The 18,078-nt window shown below is 36.4% G+C and carries 16 protein-coding genes; 14 read left to right on the top strand and 2 right to left on the bottom strand.

All coding sequences use genetic code 11. The annotated features are described in order from the left end of the window. Nucleotides 1–93 precede the first annotated feature (93 nt). Together FS802_RS15455 and FS802_RS15450 are read left to right on the top strand one after the other, a co-directional pair. Nucleotides 94–885, top strand: a complete 792-nt coding sequence (locus FS802_RS15455) for a patatin-like phospholipase family protein (protein ID WP_000662602.1) — start codon at nt 94–96, stop codon at nt 883–885. Then, nucleotides 878–1,903, top strand: a complete 1,026-nt coding sequence (locus FS802_RS15450; RefSeq protein ID WP_098653355.1) for a SepM family pheromone-processing serine protease — start codon at nt 878–880, stop codon at nt 1,901–1,903. Before FS802_RS15455 ends, FS802_RS15450 begins: the two co-directional genes overlap by 8 nt. 25 nt (nt 1,904–1,928) lie before the next feature. Here FS802_RS15450 and FS802_RS15445 read toward each other — a convergent pair whose 3' ends face one another. Further along, nucleotides 1,929–3,170, bottom strand: coding sequence for a nucleotidyltransferase (locus FS802_RS15445; protein WP_176505825.1), 1,242 nt, complete (start codon nt 3,168–3,170; stop codon nt 1,929–1,931). Nucleotides 3,171–3,323: 153 nt separating this feature from the next. Between FS802_RS15445 and FS802_RS15440 the strand changes: the two genes are divergently transcribed. The 3 genes from FS802_RS15440 to FS802_RS15430 all read left to right on the top strand — a co-directional run bounded on the left by FS802_RS15440 (nt 3,324) and on the right by FS802_RS15430 (nt 4,695). Beyond that, entirely contained in the window at nt 3,324–3,824 is a 501-nt protein-coding gene (locus FS802_RS15440; RefSeq protein ID WP_000872150.1) for a YceD family protein, read from the top strand. A 61-nt stretch (nt 3,825–3,885) separates the two neighbouring features. Further along, entirely contained in the window at nt 3,886–4,059 is a 174-nt protein-coding gene (gene rpmF, locus FS802_RS15435; RefSeq protein ID WP_001984764.1) for a 50S ribosomal protein L32, read from the top strand. 129 nt (nt 4,060–4,188) lie between these two features. Then, complete coding sequence (locus FS802_RS15430; RefSeq protein ID WP_000246481.1) at nt 4,189–4,695, top strand: RsfA family transcriptional regulator; 507 nt, start codon at nt 4,189–4,191, stop codon at nt 4,693–4,695. 34 nt (nt 4,696–4,729) lie between these two features. Here FS802_RS15430 and FS802_RS15425 read toward each other — a convergent pair whose 3' ends face one another. Further along, entirely contained in the window at nt 4,730–5,203 is a 474-nt protein-coding gene (locus FS802_RS15425) for an N-acetyltransferase (protein ID WP_098653356.1), read from the bottom strand. A gap of 375 nt (nt 5,204–5,578) precedes the next feature. On the opposite strand from FS802_RS15425, the gene panE reads away from it, so the two are divergent. The 9 genes from panE to murD all read left to right on the top strand — a co-directional run bounded on the left by panE (nt 5,579) and on the right by murD (nt 18,047). Continuing rightward, complete coding sequence (gene panE, locus FS802_RS15420; protein ID WP_098653357.1) at nt 5,579–6,469, top strand: 2-dehydropantoate 2-reductase; 891 nt, start codon at nt 5,579–5,581, stop codon at nt 6,467–6,469. Nucleotides 6,470–6,548: 79 nt separating this feature from the next. Then, nucleotides 6,549–8,165 (top strand): bacillithiol biosynthesis cysteine-adding enzyme BshC, encoded by a 1,617-nt coding sequence (gene bshC, locus FS802_RS15415; protein WP_144525170.1) that lies wholly within the window; start codon nt 6,549–6,551, stop codon nt 8,163–8,165. A 368-nt stretch (nt 8,166–8,533) separates the two neighbouring features. Then, the gene (rsmH, locus tag FS802_RS15410) at nt 8,534–9,466 is read left to right on the top strand and encodes a 16S rRNA (cytosine(1402)-N(4))-methyltransferase RsmH (RefSeq protein WP_098653359.1); all 933 of its coding nucleotides are present in this window, start codon (nt 8,534–8,536) and stop codon (nt 9,464–9,466) included. Between the two features lie 15 nt (nt 9,467–9,481). Then, on the top strand, nt 9,482–9,844 hold the full coding sequence (gene ftsL / locus FS802_RS15405; RefSeq protein ID WP_000067081.1) for a cell division protein FtsL: 363 nt from the start codon (nt 9,482–9,484) through the stop codon (nt 9,842–9,844). Nucleotides 9,845–9,865: 21 nt separating this feature from the next. Then, a complete protein-coding gene (locus tag FS802_RS15400; protein WP_098653360.1) occupies nt 9,866–12,016 on the top strand; it encodes a penicillin-binding protein in 2,151 nt (716 codons plus the stop codon). A gap of 81 nt (nt 12,017–12,097) precedes the next feature. Next, the gene (locus FS802_RS15395) at nt 12,098–14,014 is read left to right on the top strand and encodes a stage V sporulation protein D (protein ID WP_144525168.1); all 1,917 of its coding nucleotides are present in this window, start codon (nt 12,098–12,100) and stop codon (nt 14,012–14,014) included. A 207-nt stretch (nt 14,015–14,221) separates the two neighbouring features. Further along, nucleotides 14,222–15,697: a UDP-N-acetylmuramoyl-L-alanyl-D-glutamate--2,6-diaminopimelate ligase gene (gene murE, locus FS802_RS15390; RefSeq protein ID WP_144525166.1), complete on the top strand. Its 1,476-nt coding sequence runs from the start codon at nt 14,222–14,224 to the stop codon at nt 15,695–15,697. Between the two features lie 22 nt (nt 15,698–15,719). Next, nucleotides 15,720–16,694 carry a phospho-N-acetylmuramoyl-pentapeptide-transferase gene (mraY, locus tag FS802_RS15385; protein ID WP_000893058.1) on the top strand — a complete coding sequence of 325 codons (975 nt, stop codon included), beginning with the start codon at nt 15,720–15,722 and terminating at the stop codon, nt 16,692–16,694. Further along, nucleotides 16,695–18,047, top strand: a complete 1,353-nt coding sequence (gene murD, locus FS802_RS15380; protein ID WP_098653361.1) for a UDP-N-acetylmuramoyl-L-alanine--D-glutamate ligase — start codon at nt 16,695–16,697, stop codon at nt 18,045–18,047. Nucleotides 18,048–18,078: the final 31 nt, after the last annotated feature.

Below are 18,078 nucleotides of genomic sequence, written 5' to 3'. Positions count from 1 at the left end.
CCCAAAAAACGTTCATTTCAGTATACGTGGATACGTAGTGCATTTAGACCATAAGTATGAAAAAGGAATGAAAAAAATTAAAGGGTGAGAAAAATGAAAGAACCGAAAATTGGTTTAGCTCTTGGATCTGGGGGCGCAAAAGGGTTTGCGCATATTGGTGTTATAAAAGTTTTAAGAGAAAATGGTATACCGATTCATATGATTGCAGGAAGTAGTATGGGGGCTTTAGTAGGTACGTTTTATGCAGCTAGCTCAAACGTTGAAAGGTTGTATAAACTGGCAAATGTTTTTAAGAGGAAATATTATTTAGATTTTACAGTTCCGAAAATGGGATTTATTGCTGGAAAACGTGTCAAAGATATGATTAAAATGTTTACATATAATAAAAATTTAGAAGAGTTAGATATCCCGACGGCTGTTGTGGCTACTGACATCTTGAAGGGGGAAAAAGTAGTTTTTACAAGTGGTCCTGTTGCAGAGGCTGTGAGAGCTAGCATATCTGTACCTGGAGTGTTTGTGCCAGAAAAAATAGATGGACGATTATTGGTGGATGGCGGAGTGATTGATCGCATTCCAGTATCGGTTGTGAAAGAGTTAGGTGCCGATATTGTTATTGCTGTTGATGTATCGCCGATTAAAGTGAATGGAGAGGTTACGTCTATTTATGATGTAATTATGCAAAGTATTGAAATTATGCAACATGAGCTGGTGATGAATCGACAAATTGCATCGGATTTAATGATGCGACCAGCTGTAGAACAATTTAGTTCACGTGCTTTTACAAACATTGAAGACATTATTCGAGTTGGAGAAGTAGAGGCGGAAAAACATGTTGCAAATATTTATTTATTAATTGAGCAGTGGAAGGAGAAACATAATGTTTAAGCGTTTTCGGTTTATATATGCAATTTTAATAGGGGTTATATTGGCGATGTTACTTGTTTACGTACGTTTACCGTATTATGTAACAAAACCAGGAATGGCGGCCAAGTTAGAGCCTTACGTTCAAGTTGAGGGTGGAACGAAAGAATCCGGTGATTTTATGCTTGTTACGGTTTCAATGGGACCAGCAAATGTGGTGAATTTAATAGCGGCACAGTTTAATAAATATACACATATTTCGAAAGCGGAAGAAATATTGCAAAAAGGTGAGAGTGATGAAGAATATCAATTTCGCCAAAATTATGCGATGAAAGATTCGCAAAATGCAGCAATCTATAATGCGTATAAACGTGCAAACCGTACTGTTTCTTTTGAAAATAAAGGTGTATTGGTTGCAGGAGTAGCGAAAGGGATGCCGTCAGAAGGAAAGTTTAAGCTTGGAGATGTCATCATAGCTGTCGACGGAAAAACATTTGAAAAGACGGAGCAATTTATTGAATATATGACAGGAAAAAAAGAAGGGGAAGTAGTAAATATTGAGTACAAGAGGAATGGAAAACAGCTAAAAGAAAATTTAAATGTAAAGACCATTCCGAATGGTAATGGGCGTGTTGGTATAGGGGTTTCTATCGTTACTGAAAGAGAATTAGTGGTAGATCCGAAAGTGAAAATTGATTCTCATGAAATAGGCGGACCATCGGCAGGCCTAATGTTTACATTAGAAATATATAATCAACTTGTGGAAGATGATTTAACAAGAGGGCATGAAATAGCTGGAACAGGGACGATAAATGAAAAGGGAGAAATTGGCCCGATTGGTGGTATTCAGCAAAAAGTGGTCGCTGCAAGTGATGCTGGTGCTGAAGTGTTCTTTGCGCCAAATGAAAAAGGTGCGGAGAAATCGAATTATAAAGATGCGCTTGAGGCTGCGAAAGATATTAAAACAAAAATGAAAGTTGTACCAGTTGATACGCTGGATGATGCATTGCTGTATTTGGAAAAAATGGGCGAGAAAAAATAAACCTCTCTGAAAAAGAGAGGTTTTTTTATAGAAATTTTGCAGTTGTTTCATCATAACGAATTGGATGGTGTGTTGCATCTTGTTTTAGTAGTTGTGTTCGTAATGGTTCTTGCATGATGGAGAAATATACAGAATTGGCTTTTCGCTCTATATGTAAAGTAGGATGGTCAAATGTTTTTGTATGGGTAAGGATGGGAAGTTCTATTTTTTTCTTGTTTTTTGAAAGGTAAGTTTGTCCTTTTTGTGACATGCCTAGTAGACGAATGTACGGTGCATGCTGCTCTATATTTGCGCTATGTATTTCTTCTTTTGTTGTATTTGTTAAAATGTGTGTACAAGCTCTTTGTAATCTAGTCCATGTATAACGCTTCGTTTTTAATGCTTCCATGAATGAATGGAAGGAGGAACTGTTTTGTATTTTTGATAAAATACGATGCTCTAAACCTTCTTCTATTTCATATATATGTCGTAAGTCTTCTGGAGACATCGTCATGAGTTTGTATTTGAAAAATGAAAAGTATTGTTCCCAATTATGTAATATCCCGTAGTTTTGTTTGTAACTTGCTAAAAGAGAAGCAGTCGCTTTTGGGATAAAAGGCTCAATTTCTGTAAAAGAACTATTTTCGCTAAAAAGTTGTTTACGAATACTAGTTGCGCTTGCAATATGTTGGTCGCTAAATGTTTCATCATGATAATGAGATGCGAATCTTTTTATCGTTTGTGCTTGCATAGAACTATTTTGTAAGAAAATTGATTTCATGTATTGGAATCCTAATATGTTATTCGGTTGTGACATGTCTATGTTTTTTTCGGATGGTAAAATGTGTAGGAAGGCTTCAGATGTAGCTTTTGCGTAACTGTTACCTGCATTCATAAATTGCTTTACAAGACGATTAAAAGTATCTTCTTCATTTTTTTGCACAGAGATGGTGTTATGAAAATTTTCAATCTGCCCATCTTCACTACCGAAACAAATTTCAGAAACACGCAGGGCGTTTAAAATAGAAATAGCGCCATTTGCAAAGGTTTCAGCCTTTTGTGTTGAGAAGGCGTATGGAAGCTCTACAACAAGGTCTACACCGCATGATAAGGCCATTTTGGTACGATACCATTTGGATATGAGTGCTGGCTCACCACGCTGTAAAAAAGGGCCACTCATAACAGCGATTGTAATATCGGCGTGTGTTAACTTTTTTGTTTGTTGCACATGATAATCATGACCGTTATGAAAAGGGTTATATTCAACAACAATACCACTGGCTTTTATGGTAATCTCTCCTTTCGATGTAGCATCTTTTTCAAAAACGTGATACTCTATATATTATTTACTATGATGACTTCATTATAGTGTAAAGAAAAAACATTGACAAATATAAAATGGCTAGCTATAATTTTGTTTGTTGCCTTGAGGTGATATGATATGAAATGGTCCATCCATCAATTGAATAAATTGAGAAATAAAGGATTGACATTGGATGAGATGGTAGATGTAAGTGAGCTGCAAGAGGTCGAGAAAGATATTCGTGAAATTAATCCTGCTCATGTAACAGGAAGAGTTGATTTTGGCTCCGGTAAGTTTACGTTCCATCTACATATAACTGGAAGCATGGTTTTACCATGTTCTCGCTCTTTAGTAGATGTGACATTACCATTTGACATTAAAACAACTGAGGTGTTCCAAACTTCACAAGAAGAATTTGAAACTGAAGCTGAAATTCATTGTTTAGAAGGAGAAGTACTTGACTTACTGCCCGTAATCAAGGAAAATATACTTTTGGAGATTCCAATGCAAATTTTCAGTGATGATGTTTCTGGTGGAGCACCGATGCAAGGTCAAGACTGGCAAGTGATTTCGGAAGAAAACAAAGAAAAGACTGTTGATCCACGATTAGCAGGACTTGCAAAGTTTTTTGACAAATAATCGGAAGACTGGTTTAGGCCTTCATATGAAAATAACTATTTCTTTTAAGGAGGTGGGAAGAATGGCTGTACCTTTTAGAAGAACTTCTAAAACAGTAAAAAGAAAGCGTCGTACGCATTTCAAATTATCAGTACCTGGTATGGTAGAGTGCCCAAGCTGTGGTGAAGCGAAATTAGCTCACCGTGTATGTAAAGCATGCGGTACTTACAAAGGTAAAGAAGTAATCAGCAAGTAATTGCGGGAAAATAAACGTAGAAGATATCTTCTACGTTTATTTTTTTTGTCTTATTCTTTATTTGTTGTATTCTATCTTTTCTAGTAACTGCATATGCTTAATAAAAAATGCATAGGGAGGACTAGAGAGATGGCGACAACAAGACAAGATGCTTGGACTGATGATGAAGATTTGCTTCTGGCAGAAGTAGTACTCCGGCATATTCGAGAAGGTGGAACGCAATTATCTGCCTTTAAAGAAGTGGGAAGACATTTATCTCGTACACCAGCAGCATGTGGCTTTAGATGGAATTCTTACGTTAGAAAGCAATACAAAGAACGTATTGAAGAAGCGAAGCAACTACGTAAAGTAGAAAATTATGAAGTAAAAGAGACAAAGGTAGTAGAGCCTACGTCAATTACATTGAATGATGTTATTGATTTCTTGCAAAATTATAAAGATGAAAACTCTTTAATGGTGTTGCAACAGCAAATTGAATCGTTACAAACAGAGAGAGAGAGTCTTTTGGAGCGATTATCAGTATATGAGGAAGAGTATAGAACATTGCTTGATTATATCGATCAAAAAAGAAGTGTAATGGTAGCGGAAAGAAATAGCGCTCGTTCAAATGGGAAATTAGAAAAGTTAAAGAAATAAAAAAACAGCTGCTATGTAGCTGTTTTTTTATTTCTTATGCAGACTCTTCGTTTGTAACCGCATTCAAATTTGTTTCCGGCTTCCAAACATAAAAATCACCATCAGGTACTGATATAGGCTGGAAATTTAATTTATCCCAAAAACCAGCTGAATGGATACGTGCGATCGTTTTAATTGGGAACTGTAGCCCCTTCGCATAATTTACAAGCATTTCTCCGAATCCTTGTTTTTGGAAAGTTGGTAACACTTCAAGTTTATAGAGTTCTAGGTAAGTACCTGTAATTTCGAATGGTTCCCCGCCGTTCCTTTTCATATATAGACTCATACGTGCAATTAGTGATCCGCCATAATAAATACCGTAAAATGGAGATTCACTATCGTTTTCAATAATGTTTGCCTGTAATTCTTCTAACATGGATAGTTCTTGAGCTCCGCAACCTTTAAATTTTTTAAATTCGTCTAATGTTTTATAATTGATGAGCAAGCGCTCAACTTTTGGGAATCCCATAACATCACATCCTTTTCTTGTCTCATTGAATGCAGAAAAGTAAAAATATTTATAATAATATTATAACTCATTTTTTTATTTTTATGAAGAAGATAGTATATTTCTTTTATTATTTTTTTGAGAATTTGCTAAACTAAGAGTAGAAGCATATTAATAGGTAGTATATACATATTGAAAGAAGAGGTTGCATTTGGTTGTTAAAGAGCAATGAAATTGTAAAATGTGTTCATGGAATTGGGAAAGATAAAGTGAAACTGTAATCGGTGGGATTTGTTCACCTTTAGTTAATTATGATTCCGCACCAATCAGGCGTTTGCGGGATAAAAAGGGGGAGGGAAAAGGGACTTGTGTATCGTATTTATATGAGTTCCTTGTGTGAAAATGAAAATCGGAGTTGTGGGACCAGGAGCTATCGGTCTGTTATATGCATTTTATTTACAAAAAAGTAATCAAGATGTTACGTTGTTTACAAGGACAGCTAAACAGGCTGAGGAATTGAATAGAACGGGTGTAACTTGTATGAGGGAGGAAAAACGTGAAACCGTATTCCCACCTGTTTTGCCAATAGAAAGTATGCTAGACCAGAAGCTAGACTATATATTTATTGCTGTTAAGCAATATCATATAACTGACATACTGCCTTTTGTGCGAGGGGAATCCTCATTAATCTTTTTGCAAAACGGAATGTCGCATCTTCATGCTATGCAGAAAATAGGGAATGAAAATATTGCAGTTGGGATTGTAGAGCATGGTGCAAAAAAAGAAGAAAGACATACCGTTTATCATACGGGGATAGGTGTAACGAAGTTTGGAATCGTGCACGGCCAGTCTATACACTTCGAAAAAATATTTAAGTGCTTTCCATTTCCTCATTTTCCGATTCAAATAGAAGATGATTGGAAGGATGTCATGCACAAAAAATTAGTAGTTAATGTATGTATCAATCCATTGACAGCATTATTACAAGTCCAGAACGGAGAGTTGATTACGAACCCGTTTTTTATTCGATTGATGGAGCAAGTATTTCAGGAAGTCGTTTTTCTTGTTAAAGAAGAAAAAGAAATGGTATGGAAAATGGTACGTCACGTATGTGAAAGAACGTCTCATAATACATCATCTATGCTGGCAGATGTAAGGGCGAATAGACAAACGGAAATTGGTGCGATTGTTGGATATGTATTAGAGGAAGCTAAGAAACAGCAACGATCCGTTCCGACACTTCAATTTTTGTTCGATGCAATAAAAGGATTAGAAGTAAAAGAATAAGTGTAATTCTTTGCTTTTACGTGCAACATTGACTACAATGTGGATTGGTGAGAGAACAGGATACGAAAGGAAGAATTATATGGAGATAAAAGAAATCTCTGTTCCGCAACAAGGTGTTGTAGAGGACTATATGAACGGTAAAAAAGAGATACAGTCGTGTTTTGACTATATGTTAACAGAAGATGCTTTTAAACAGCGTGTACATGATTTGCGTGAGAGGGAGTTTTTCCGCCAAGATTTAGTAGCGCATTTATTAGAATATAATACAAAATTACAAGCGGGAGAAGCTACGATTCAAAATGTAAAAGGGCTTGGAGATGAAAATACATATGTTGTTATAGCTGGACAACAAGCTGGGTTATTAACTGGACCACTTTATACAATTCATAAAATTATTTCAGTTTTACAGCTTGCGAGGGAAAAGGAAGAAAGTTTAGGTGTTAAAGTTGTTCCTGTTTTCTGGATTGCTGGTGAAGACCATGATATGGATGAAATTAATCATACTTTTGTAACGAAGAATAAAAAAATAAAAAAGACTATTTTTCATGATCGTAATCCGAAAAAGGCGAGTGCTTCAGAGTCCGAGCTTTCTTTGGAAGACTGTAGAAAGTGGATTGAAGAAATTTTCAAAACATACCCTGAAACGAATTTTACAAAGGATGTACTGCAATTTATGGATGATTCTTTGGGGGAATCGAATACGTATGTAGATTTCTTTGCCCATCTTATTATGAAAATGTTCGTTAATTCTGGTTTAATTCTTGTTGATTCACATCATCCTGAATTAAGAAAATTAGAAGTGCCGTTTTTTAAGCAAATTATAGGTAAGTATAAAGAAGTGCAAGAGGGGCTTCATAACCAACAGGAAATAATTAAAGAATTAGGATATAAACCGATTATTGAAACAAAGTATAATGCAGTACATATATTCATGGAAATTGATAATGAGCGAGTATTACTTGAAGACGATCAAGGGAAGTTTGTAGGGAAGGATGGAGCGTATTCCTTTTCATATGAGGAATTGATGGAAGAGATGGAAAGAAGTCCGGAACGCTTTAGTAATAATGTTGTAACGCGCCCTCTTATGCAAGAGTATCTATTTCCTACGCTCGCGTTTATTGGAGGACCAGGGGAATTAGCTTACTGGAGTGAATTGCAACAAGTTTTCCATACGATTGGTTTCCAAATGCCGCCTGTCGTTCCGCGTATTACAATCACTTATGTAGAGAGGGATATAGCGACAGATTTATACGATTTGCAATTGCAAGACAGTGATCCGTTTTTAAATAACGTAGATAAGTTGCGTGAAAACTGGTTATCTAATCAAATAGAGGAACCGATAGATGATCGATTTGTAGAGGTGAAAAAAGAAATAATTGATATCCATACGTCATTACAACAGTTTGTGAAGAAAATAGATCCTGGATTAAGTGCGTTTGCAGGGAAAAATGAATTCAAAATTAATGAACAAATTGAACTGTTGGAAAGAATGTTGAAAAGAAATGTTGAGAAAAAACATGAAGTACAGCTAAATAAATTCCGTCGCATACAATTTGCACTTCGTCCATTAGGGGCGCCGCAAGAGCGTGTGTGGAATGTATGTTACTATTTAAATCAGTTCGGTTTGGATTTCGTTGATCGTGTAATGGAAAAACCGTTTTCTTGGGACGGAAAACATCATGTTATAAAACTATAGAATCTTGCTCTTAGGAGCAGGATTTTATTTTTGTTCTGTTGAATTTACTGTGAAGTGAAATTTTTCTGAATTATTAATTTTAAAAAAGTGAATATCGTAATTATGCAGGATACTTAAATATATGACAAAATAGCACAAAATGTAAACGTATTATCATCTTTTTCGACAGTTTTTTATTTAAATTCCCGCAAAAGATGATAAAATTTAGTATATAATAAAAGAAAATAGCGATTTGTATAGTATGCTGCCTTTGTAGGCAAGTTAAATGAGTCGTTCTTTCATAGTATTTCGTTCTCTAATCGTGAAATATGCGTTTGGAGGAGGAGATGCATTCAACATAATTAATTGGAAAAAGAGTAGGTGCAACAATGTTTAAACACGTAACAGTGCTTTTGAAGGAAACAGTAGACGGCTTAGATATAAAGCCAGATGGTACATATGTAGATTGTACACTGGGGGGAGGAGGACATAGTTCTTATTTATTATCCCAATTAACTGAAGGCGGAAAGCTAATCGCGTTTGATCAAGATGAGATAGCAATTCAAAATGCGAAAGAAAGATTCTCTTCATACGGTGAGCAGTTCATAACAGTAAAGAGTAATTTCCGTTATTTATCTGAAAAACTACAGGAATTAGGTATAACAGAAGTAGATGGTATTTTATTTGATTTAGGTGTTTCATCCCCACAATTAGATACACCAGAGCGTGGCTTTAGTTATCATCATGATGCACCGTTAGATATGCGGATGGATCAAGAGGCTCCATTAACAGCATATGATGTTGTAAATAGCTGGTCATATGAGCAACTTGTAAGGATTTTCTTCCAGTATGGTGAAGAGAAATTTTCAAAACAAATAGTAAGGAAAATTGAAGCGTATCGTGAGAATAAAGCTATTGAAACGACAGGAGAATTAGTAGAACTAATTAAAGAGGGTATTCCAGCTCCTGCTCGTAGAACGGGTGGACACCCTGCGAAGCGAGTGTTCCAAGCAATCCGTATTGCGGTAAATGATGAATTGAAAGTATTTGAAGAAGCGTTGGAATCTGCAATTGAGATGGTCAAGCCAGGCGGAAGAGTTAGTGTTATAACATTCCATTCTTTAGAAGACCGTATTTGTAAAACGACGTTTAAGCGAAATAGTACAACGCCACCATTGCCGCCAGGATTACCAATTATTCCTGATGAATTTAAGCCGAAATTAAAGCTTATTACAAGAAAACCGATTTTACCTTCTGATATAGAGTTAGAAGAAAATAATCGAGCGCGTTCTGCGAAATTGAGAATCGCTGAAAAACGATAAAAAGGGGAGAGAGGTATGAGTAACTTAGCTGTAAAGTACAAACAACAAGCGCAAGAAGAGGTACAGATTCAAACGCCCCCACAGCAGATGGTTCAGCCAAAAGCTAAAGCGAAGATTACAAGAATCGAAAAACTGTTGTATGTAGCATTTATTGGCTTTTTATTGTATGCCTGTGTAGCGTTTATTGGAAATAAAGCAGGCCTTTATCAAGTTAATGTAGAAGCAGCGACGATAGAACAAAAAATTGTACAGCAGCAAAAAGAAAATCAAGAGTTACAGGCTGAAGTAGAGAAGTTAAGTCGCTATGAACGAATCGCTGAAGTTGCAAAAAAGCACGGGCTAGAAATTAATGCGAATAATGTGAAGGGCCTCAAATAAGGCAATAGGTGTGAAGGGAAAATGAAGAGAAATATGACTAAATTTCATACCAATAAGGGAGCAGGGTATTTTATGATTTTATTCCTCCTGCTCTTTTTGCTGTTATTAGCCCGATTTTTTTACATACAAGCGACAGGAACAGTGCATAATCAGGATTTGGATAAACTTGCGCAGCAAAAACATAGTAAAACAGGAGTTCTCGAAGCGAATCGAGGAACGATTTATGACCAAAACGGTCATGTGTTAGCGCAAGACGCAAACTCCTATAAACTTGTGGCGGAATTAAAAGGTGCGAATCATGTTGAAAATAAAGAGGACACTGCAAAAAAAATTGCGGGAGTACTCGGAAAAGATGAAGATAAGATTTTAGCAACTTTAAATAAAAAAGATAGAAGTCAAGTCGAATTTGGAACGCTAGGTAAAGATTTAACGAAAGAACAGAAAGAACAAATAGAAGCATTGAAATTACCGGGAATATCTTTTATTACTGAAAATGCAAGAGTGTATCCAAACGGTGATTTTGCATCTTACGTTATAGGTCATGCGAAGCCGAATGAAAAGGGAACCTCGGTAGGTCAATTTGGCTTAGAACAAAGTTTGGATAAATATTTAAGTGCTTCTAACGGGAAAGTAGCTTATACAGGGGATCGTAAGGGTGTATCTCTAGATGGTGGAAAAGTGAACGTAAAGGCACCTAAAAATGGAGATAACGCTTATTTAACGATAGATCAACGCATTCAAAGTTACTTAGAAGATGCGATGAAATCTGCAAGTAAGCATTACGACCCAGAAAGTTTAATAGGGATTGTTGCGGATCCGAAAACAGGGAAAATATTAGCGATGTCTAGTAAACCTAGTTATGATCCAAATGATCATCAAATTAAATATTTCTTCAATGACGCAATTGCAAATGCATTTGAACCTGGATCAACAATGAAAATTTTCACGCTAGCAGCAGCCATTAATGAAGGTGTGTATAAAGGGCAAGATTATTATCAGTCTGGTACATATCAAGTCGGAAACCGAAAAATAAAAGATCATAACGGCGGCGCTGGATGGGGATCTATCACATTTGATGAAGGGGTAGAGCGCTCTTCAAACGTAGCGTTTGCAATTTTAGGGGATCAAAAACTTGGCCCCGAACGTTTCCGAAAATATATTCATAGTTTTGGATTAGATGAAAAAACGAACATTGATTTACCTGGTGAAGGTTCAAATACAATTGGATTCGATCAGCAAATACAGCAAGTAACAACAGCATTTGGACAAGGTTCTACTGTAACGCCAATTCAGCTTGTACAAGCTGCAACTGCTATTGCAAATGATGGGAAAATGATGAAGCCTTATACAATTGATAAAATTGTAGATCCAATAACAGACGAAGTAAAATTAGAACATAAGCCAGAGGAAGTGGGAAAACCTGTTACGAAAGAAACAGCAGCGCAAGTAAGACAGTTATTAGAGCGCGTCGTTACATCGCCGAAAGGAACAGGAACTGCTTATAAAATCGATGGATATTCAGTTGGTGGTAAAACAGGGACAGCGCAAATTCCGGATGGAAAAGGTGGCTATATGACGGGAAGAGAGAATTATATATTCTCATTCTTAGGGATGGCACCTATGGACGATCCGCAACTTGTTGTGTATGTAGCTGTAAAACAGCCGAAATTGAAAGATGATGAGAATGGCGCACAGCCTTTAGCTGATATTTTTAAATATGTAACTAAAAATAGTTTAGAGTATTTAAAGATTAAGCCAAATGAAATAAAAGACCCGAAAAAATATGTGAAAGAACAACAAACTGTCGTTCCGGATGTAACAGGGAAAACGATGGAAGAAGCGAAAAAAGCAATTGATAAAGCAAAACTTCGTCCAATCGTATTAGGTGAAGGGAAAGTGCAGCAGCAAGTGCCAAAAGCAACTGAGCAAACATTAAAAGGTGACCGAGTCTTCTTAGTAGGAGATAAACCTACAATGCCAAATATACAAGGCTGGGCACTGCGTGATGTTATGAATTTAGCGAAAACATTAAAGCTTAACCTAAAACCTACTGGTACCGGATATGTAACTGAACAAAGTGTGGCAGAAGGAACAGTGTTACAACCTGGTACAGAGTTAGGTGTAACACTTGTACCGCCACTTGAACCACAACAAGAAGCAGAAAACCAGTAATGGTAAAAGAGAAGAAGTTCTAATTAAATAAGTACAAGCATATATTGGAACAAGCTAGGCGTAAGGGAGGCTTGTTCCAATATGCGTGTATCAAATGTAACAGTTAGAAAACGACTTATTTTTATACTCATATCAGGTATACTTATTTTCACTATCATCGATATTCGTCTTGGATATGTGCAATTTTTTCTTGGGAATATGTTAACGGATCGTGCGAAAGATTCATGGAGTCGTAATATTACTTTTGAACCTGAACGTGGGAAGATTTTAGACCGGAATGGTGTGGAACTTGCTACGAATAAAAGTGCCCCAACTGTCTTTGTTGTACCGAGGCAAATTGAAAAACCAGCAGAGACTGCAGAGAAGTTAGCTGCAGTATTAGGTGTGGAAAAAGATGAGGTTTATAAGCGGATTACAAAAAAAGAATCGATTGTAAGGTTAGATAAAGGTGGAAGAAAAATATCACATGATAAAGCGAAAGAGGTACGAGGATTAAGTTTGAAAGGTGTTTATATCGCAGAGGACTCTATCCGGTACTATCCATTTGGCAACTTTTTATCACACGTATTAGGGTTTGCAGGTAGTGATAACCAAGGTCTTATGGGACTGGAAAAATATTATGATAAAGAGCTAAATGGTGATGAAGGTCATGTGCGTTTTTTTGCAGATGCAAAAGGACAAAGGATGCCTAATGTTGGCGATGATTTCAAAAAACCAAAAGCTGGTTTGAATTTAGGTTTAACAATTGATGCACGTATCAATAGAATTATGGAAAGAGAAATGAATATTGCAGAGTCGACATATAATCCAGATGGTATGATTGCGATTGCAATGAATCCGAAAAATGGTGAAATTTTAGGTATGTCGAGTCGGCCGAGTTTTGATCCAGCAGATTTTCAAAGTGTTTCTCCAGAAGTGTATAATAGAAATTTACCAGTATGGAGTACCTATGAACCTGGTTCAACATTTAAGATCATTACGTTAGCAGCAGCCTTGAATGAAAATTTAGTAGACTTAGAGAAAGATACGTTTTATGATGATGGAGCAGCTGAAGTGGGTGGAGCTAGATTGAAATGCTGGAAAGCGGGAGGCCATGGTAGCCAAACGTTTTTAGAAGTAGTTCAAAACTCATGTAACCCAGGATTTATTGAACTTGGTGATCGTCTTGGTAAAGACCGATTGTTTAAATATATTCGTAATTTCGGCTTTGGACAGAAAACCGGAATTGATTTGCAAGGTGAAGGTAGTGGGATTTTATTTAATTTAGATAAAGTCGGTCCAGTCGAGCAAGCAACAACTTCATTCGGTCAAGGTGTTTCTGTTACGCCAATCCAACAAGTAGCGGCAGTAGCAGCGGCTGTAAATGGTGGAACATTGTATCAACCGTATATAGCTAAGGAATTTATTGATCCGAAGAACAATCAAGTTGTAAGTAAAAAGACACCTGTGGAAAAAAGAAAAGTTATTTCCAAGGAAACTTCAGAAAAAGTTCGGTATGCATTAGAGAATGTTGTAGCAAAGGGATCTGGTAAAGGCGCTTTCATTGATGGGTATCGTGTAGGTGGAAAAACAGGTACGGCTCAAAAGGTGAAAGATGGTAAATATTTAGAGAATAATTATATAGTATCTTTTATCGGTTTTGCTCCAGCGGATGATCCGGAAATTGTTGTCTATGTTGCTGTTGATAATCCGAAAGGTGTAACGCAATTTGGTGGAGTAGTAGCAGCTCCAATTGTTGGGAATATTCTTCGGGATGCACTTCCTGTTATGGGAGTGAAACCGAGAAAAGAACAAGTTGAGAGAGAATATAAATGGGGCGATACACCAACTGTGGAAGTTCCGAATTTAATTGGTATGAAAAAGAAAGACTTACAGACACAACTCGTCGATTTGAAGCTTGATATAAGTGGAGACGGAGAGAAAGTAATTAAACAATCCCCAGAAGCAGGAGCTAAAGTGAAAGAAGGCTCAAAAATTAGAATTTACTTCGGGAATTAAAGGTAACCTAGTACGTTTTATGGTACAATTGGTGGAAGTGAGTTCTTTATAGAAGAGTTACTTAATTTGAGGCTGTAAGAGCCCCAATTATAAATAAGTCTATTTATTAGACACAGTAGCACTTACCTCCTATTTTACATATTTAGGAGGTAACGTGTTGCTTATTAAAAAAGAGATAAATACACAATGTAGAGAGGGTTTAGTGAAATGAAGTTGCATACACTTTTATCATGTTTGCATGATTTTCCAGTTGTTCCAAAAGAAAATCCAGAAATCACATCTATAGAAGCTGATTCACGTAAAGTGAAAGAGGGAAGCTTATTTGTATGTATGAAAGGATATACGGTTGATAGCCACGATTTTGCTAAGCAAGCAGCGGCACAAGGAGCGGCTGCTATTGTTGCGGAAAGACCAATTGATGTTGACGTTCCAGTTGTACTTGTGAAAAACACTTTTCGTTCGTTAGCGGTTTTAGCTGATTATTTTTATGGTCAACCAACACACAAGTTACATTTAATCGGAATTACAGGTACAAATGGAAAGACAACAACATCGCATATTATGGATGAGATTATGCGCGCACATGGTCATAAAACGGGGCTAATTGGAACGATTAATATGAAAATCGGTGATGAAACATTTGAGGTGAAAAATACAACACCAGATGCACTAACACTTCAACAGACATTTTTAAAAATGGTTGAGAACGGTGTAGATAGTACAGTAATGGAAGTTTCGTCACATGCTTTAGATCTTGGTCGTGTACACGGATGTGATTACGATGTAGCAGTGTTTACAAATTTAACACAAGATCATTTAGACTATCATAAAACGATGGAAGAATATAAACATGCAAAAGGATTGCTATTTGCACAACTTGGCAATAGTTATAACCATGATCGTGAAAAGTACGCGGTACTGAATAACGATGATGCTGTAACTGTGGAATATATGAGAAGTACTGCGGCAACTGTTGTAACGTATGGAATTGATACAACAAGTGATATTATGGCCAAAGATATCGTTATGACGAGTGGTGGAACTACATTTACGCTTGTAACACCGTATGAAAGTGTAAATGTTACGATGAAATTGATTGGGAAATTTAATGTATATAACGTACTAGCGGCAACAGCGGCAGGACTTGTTTCTGGTGTAAGTTTAGAAACGGTTATTGATGTAATAAAGCAACTAGCTGGAGTTCCAGGACGTTTTGAAGTAGTTGATGGTGGACAAAATTATACAGTTATTGTTGATTATGCACATACACCAGATAGCTTAGAGAATGTATTAAAAACAGCAAAACAGTTTGCAAAAGGCGATGTATATTGTATCGTCGGTTGTGGTGGAGATAGAGATCGAACAAAGAGACCAATCATGGCAAGTGTTGCAACAAAATATGCAACTCATGCAATTTACACTTCAGATAATCCAAGAAGTGAAGAGCCAGGAGCTATTTTAGATGATATGGTGCAAGGTGCAAATGGGAATAATTATGAAGTAATTATTGATAGAAAAGAAGCGATATACCATGCAATTGCTAACGCGAAAGCTGAAGATATCATCATTATTGCTGGTAAGGGTCATGAAACGTATCAAATTATTGGTAAAGACGTTCATCATTTTGACGATCGTGAAGTCGCTAAAGAAGCAATTACAGAGCGTTTAAACAACGAAGAGTAACAACGTGAGAGGAGGACTACATGTGCTTGAGCAAGGTTTATTAGTAACGGCTGGGGTAGCATTCTTAATTTCTGTTGCCCTTTCGCCATTGTTTATTCCATTTTTAAGGAAATTAAAGTTCGGACAGAGTATTCGTGATGAGGGACCAAAGTCACATCAAAAAAAATCAGGGACACCGACAATGGGTGGTATTGTCATATATGTATCTATGATGGTAACTTCACTTATTATGGCGATTAAGTTTAATCATTTAGGTGCAGAGGTTTCGTTATTATTATTAGTGACATTTGGCTACGGATTAATTGGATTTTTAGATGACTACATAAAGGTAGTTAAGAAGAGAAATCTTGGTTTAACATCAAAACAAAAATTAGTAGGTCAGCTTGTTATTGCTATTGCGTTCTTTTTAATTGGAAAAGGGCAAGCGTTCCACACATACATCATGATTCCGGGAACAGATGTTAAGTTTGAACTAGGTTGGGCGTATTTTGTACTTGTATTATTTATGCTTATTGGTGGATCAAATGCAGTTAACTTAACTGACGGTTTAGATGGTTTATTATCAGGAACAGCTGCTATTGCATTTGGAGCGTTTAGTATTATTGCAGTAGCGCAAGAGCAATTTGGAGTAGCGATATTCTGTATGGCAGTTGTAGGAGCTGTACTTGGATTTTTAGTATTCAATGCAAATCCAGCGAAAGTGTTTATGGGAGATACAGGTTCCTTAGCTTTAGGTGGAGCCATTGCAGCTGTAGCGATTTTATTAAAACAAGAATTACTACTTGTAATCATTGGTGGAGTATTCGTAATGGAAACTTTATCTGTAATTATTCAGGTCATTTCTTTTAAAACAACAGGAAAACGTGTCTTTAAAATGAGTCCATTACACCATCATTATGAATTATGTGGTTGGTCAGAGTGGCGTGTTGTTGTGACATTTTGGTCTGTAGGATTTTTATTAGCTGTGTTAGGAATTTATATCGGGGTGTGGATGTAATTGAAAACTGTAACTGAATTTCAAAATAAAAATATTCTTGTATTAGGCATTGCAAAAAGTGGTTATGCAGCAGCTACGCTGTTACAAAAATTAGGGGCAAATGTAATTGTAAATGACGGAAAGCCTTTAGCGGATAATGTACTTGCTGCAGAATTACAAGCAAAAGGAATGGACGTTGTATGCGGTGGTCATCCTTTAGAATTGTTAGAGAGAAATATTTCTCTTGTAGTAAAAAATCCAGGAATCCCATATTCTAATCCAATATTAGTTGCTGCGAAAGAAAAGCAAATTCCAATTGTTACGGAAGTTGAATTAGCATATCGTATTTCAGAAGCGCCATTTGTTGGGATTACGGGGTCTAACGGTAAAACGACGACGACAATGCTTGCATTTGAAATGCTAAAAGAAGGACAAAAGCATCCTGTAATTGCAGGGAACATAGGAACTGTAGCGTGTGAAGTAGCACAGGATGCAAAAGAAAATGAAGTTGTAGTTACAGAACTTTCATCGTTCCAACTGATGGGAGTAGAATTGTTCCAACCTAAAATTGCTGCGTTTTTAAATTTATTTGAGGCCCACTTAGATTATCACGGGACGAAGAAGGAATATGGTTTAGCAAAAGCAAATATTTTTAAAAACCAAACAGAAAATGATTATAGTGTAATAAATGCAGATGATGCAGATGTGATGGCTTTATCTGCTTATAGTAAAGGGCAAAAAGTACTATTCTCGACAACGAAAGAAATTGAAGATGGTGCGTGTATAAAAGAGAATGCTCTTTGTTTTAAAGGTGAAAAAGTTGTTGAAGTAGGCGATATCGTTTTACCTGGTCAACATAATTTAGAAAACATTTTAGCAGCGATGAGTATCGCAAAATTATTAGGTGTTTCTAATGAAGCGATTACGGCGGTGTTAAAACGTTTTACAGGTGTAAAACATCGTTTAGAATATGTAACAACTATTAACAATCGTAAGGTTTATAATGATTCAAAAGCAACGAATATGTTAGCGACTGAGAAAGCTTTATCTGCGTTTACACAACCGATTGTGTTATTAGCAGGTGGGCTTGATCGTGGAAATGAATTCGATGATTTAATTCCATATTTTAAAAATGTAAAAGCAATTGTAACATTTGGACAAACAGCTCCCAAATTAGTAAGAGCTGCAGAAAAAGCGGGATTAGATACAGTTGAAAGTGTCGATACTTTAGATGAAGCGGTAGTGAAAGCTTATGCTCATTCTACAGATGGCGATGTAATTCTTCTTTCTCCAGCATGTGCAAGCTGGGATCAATTTAAAACATTTGAAGAAAGAGGAGACATTTTTATACAAGCTGTGCATAAACTTATATAAAGTAAATCAAAACATCAGTAGGCTAACACCT

It is taken from the genome of Bacillus sp. DE0042, from assembly GCF_007680225.1.
GTDB classification, from domain to species: domain Bacteria; phylum Bacillota; class Bacilli; order Bacillales; family Bacillaceae_G; genus Bacillus_A; species Bacillus_A wiedmannii.
Note: the sequence above shows the minus strand (reverse complement) of the source record. Positions and strands in the feature narration are given on the sequence as shown.

What these genes read in the sequence shown, in the direction of transcription:
- FS802_RS15440 (WP_000872150.1), top strand. Translation starts at nt 3,324, where the DNA reads ATGAAATGGTCCATCCATCAATTGAATAAATTGAGAAATAAAGGATTG.
- FS802_RS15455 (WP_000662602.1), top strand. Translation starts at nt 94, where the DNA reads ATGAAAGAACCGAAAATTGGTTTAGCTCTTGGATCTGGGGGCGCAAAA.
- FS802_RS15425 (WP_098653356.1), bottom strand. Translation starts at nt 5,203, where the DNA reads ATGGGATTCCCAAAAGTTGAGCGCTTGCTCATCAATTATAAAACATTA.
- FS802_RS15450 (WP_098653355.1), top strand. Translation starts at nt 878, where the DNA reads ATGTTTAAGCGTTTTCGGTTTATATATGCAATTTTAATAGGGGTTATA.
- FS802_RS15395 (WP_144525168.1), top strand. Translation starts at nt 12,098, where the DNA reads ATGCGTGTATCAAATGTAACAGTTAGAAAACGACTTATTTTTATACTC.
- ftsL (WP_000067081.1), top strand. Translation starts at nt 9,482, where the DNA reads ATGAGTAACTTAGCTGTAAAGTACAAACAACAAGCGCAAGAAGAGGTA.
- FS802_RS15430 (WP_000246481.1), top strand. Translation starts at nt 4,189, where the DNA reads ATGGCGACAACAAGACAAGATGCTTGGACTGATGATGAAGATTTGCTT.
- rpmF (WP_001984764.1), top strand. Translation starts at nt 3,886, where the DNA reads ATGGCTGTACCTTTTAGAAGAACTTCTAAAACAGTAAAAAGAAAGCGT.
- murE (WP_144525166.1), top strand. Translation starts at nt 14,222, where the DNA reads ATGAAGTTGCATACACTTTTATCATGTTTGCATGATTTTCCAGTTGTT.
- FS802_RS15400 (WP_098653360.1), top strand. Translation starts at nt 9,866, where the DNA reads ATGAAGAGAAATATGACTAAATTTCATACCAATAAGGGAGCAGGGTAT.
- rsmH (WP_098653359.1), top strand. Translation starts at nt 8,534, where the DNA reads ATGTTTAAACACGTAACAGTGCTTTTGAAGGAAACAGTAGACGGCTTA.
- bshC (WP_144525170.1), top strand. Translation starts at nt 6,549, where the DNA reads ATGGAGATAAAAGAAATCTCTGTTCCGCAACAAGGTGTTGTAGAGGAC.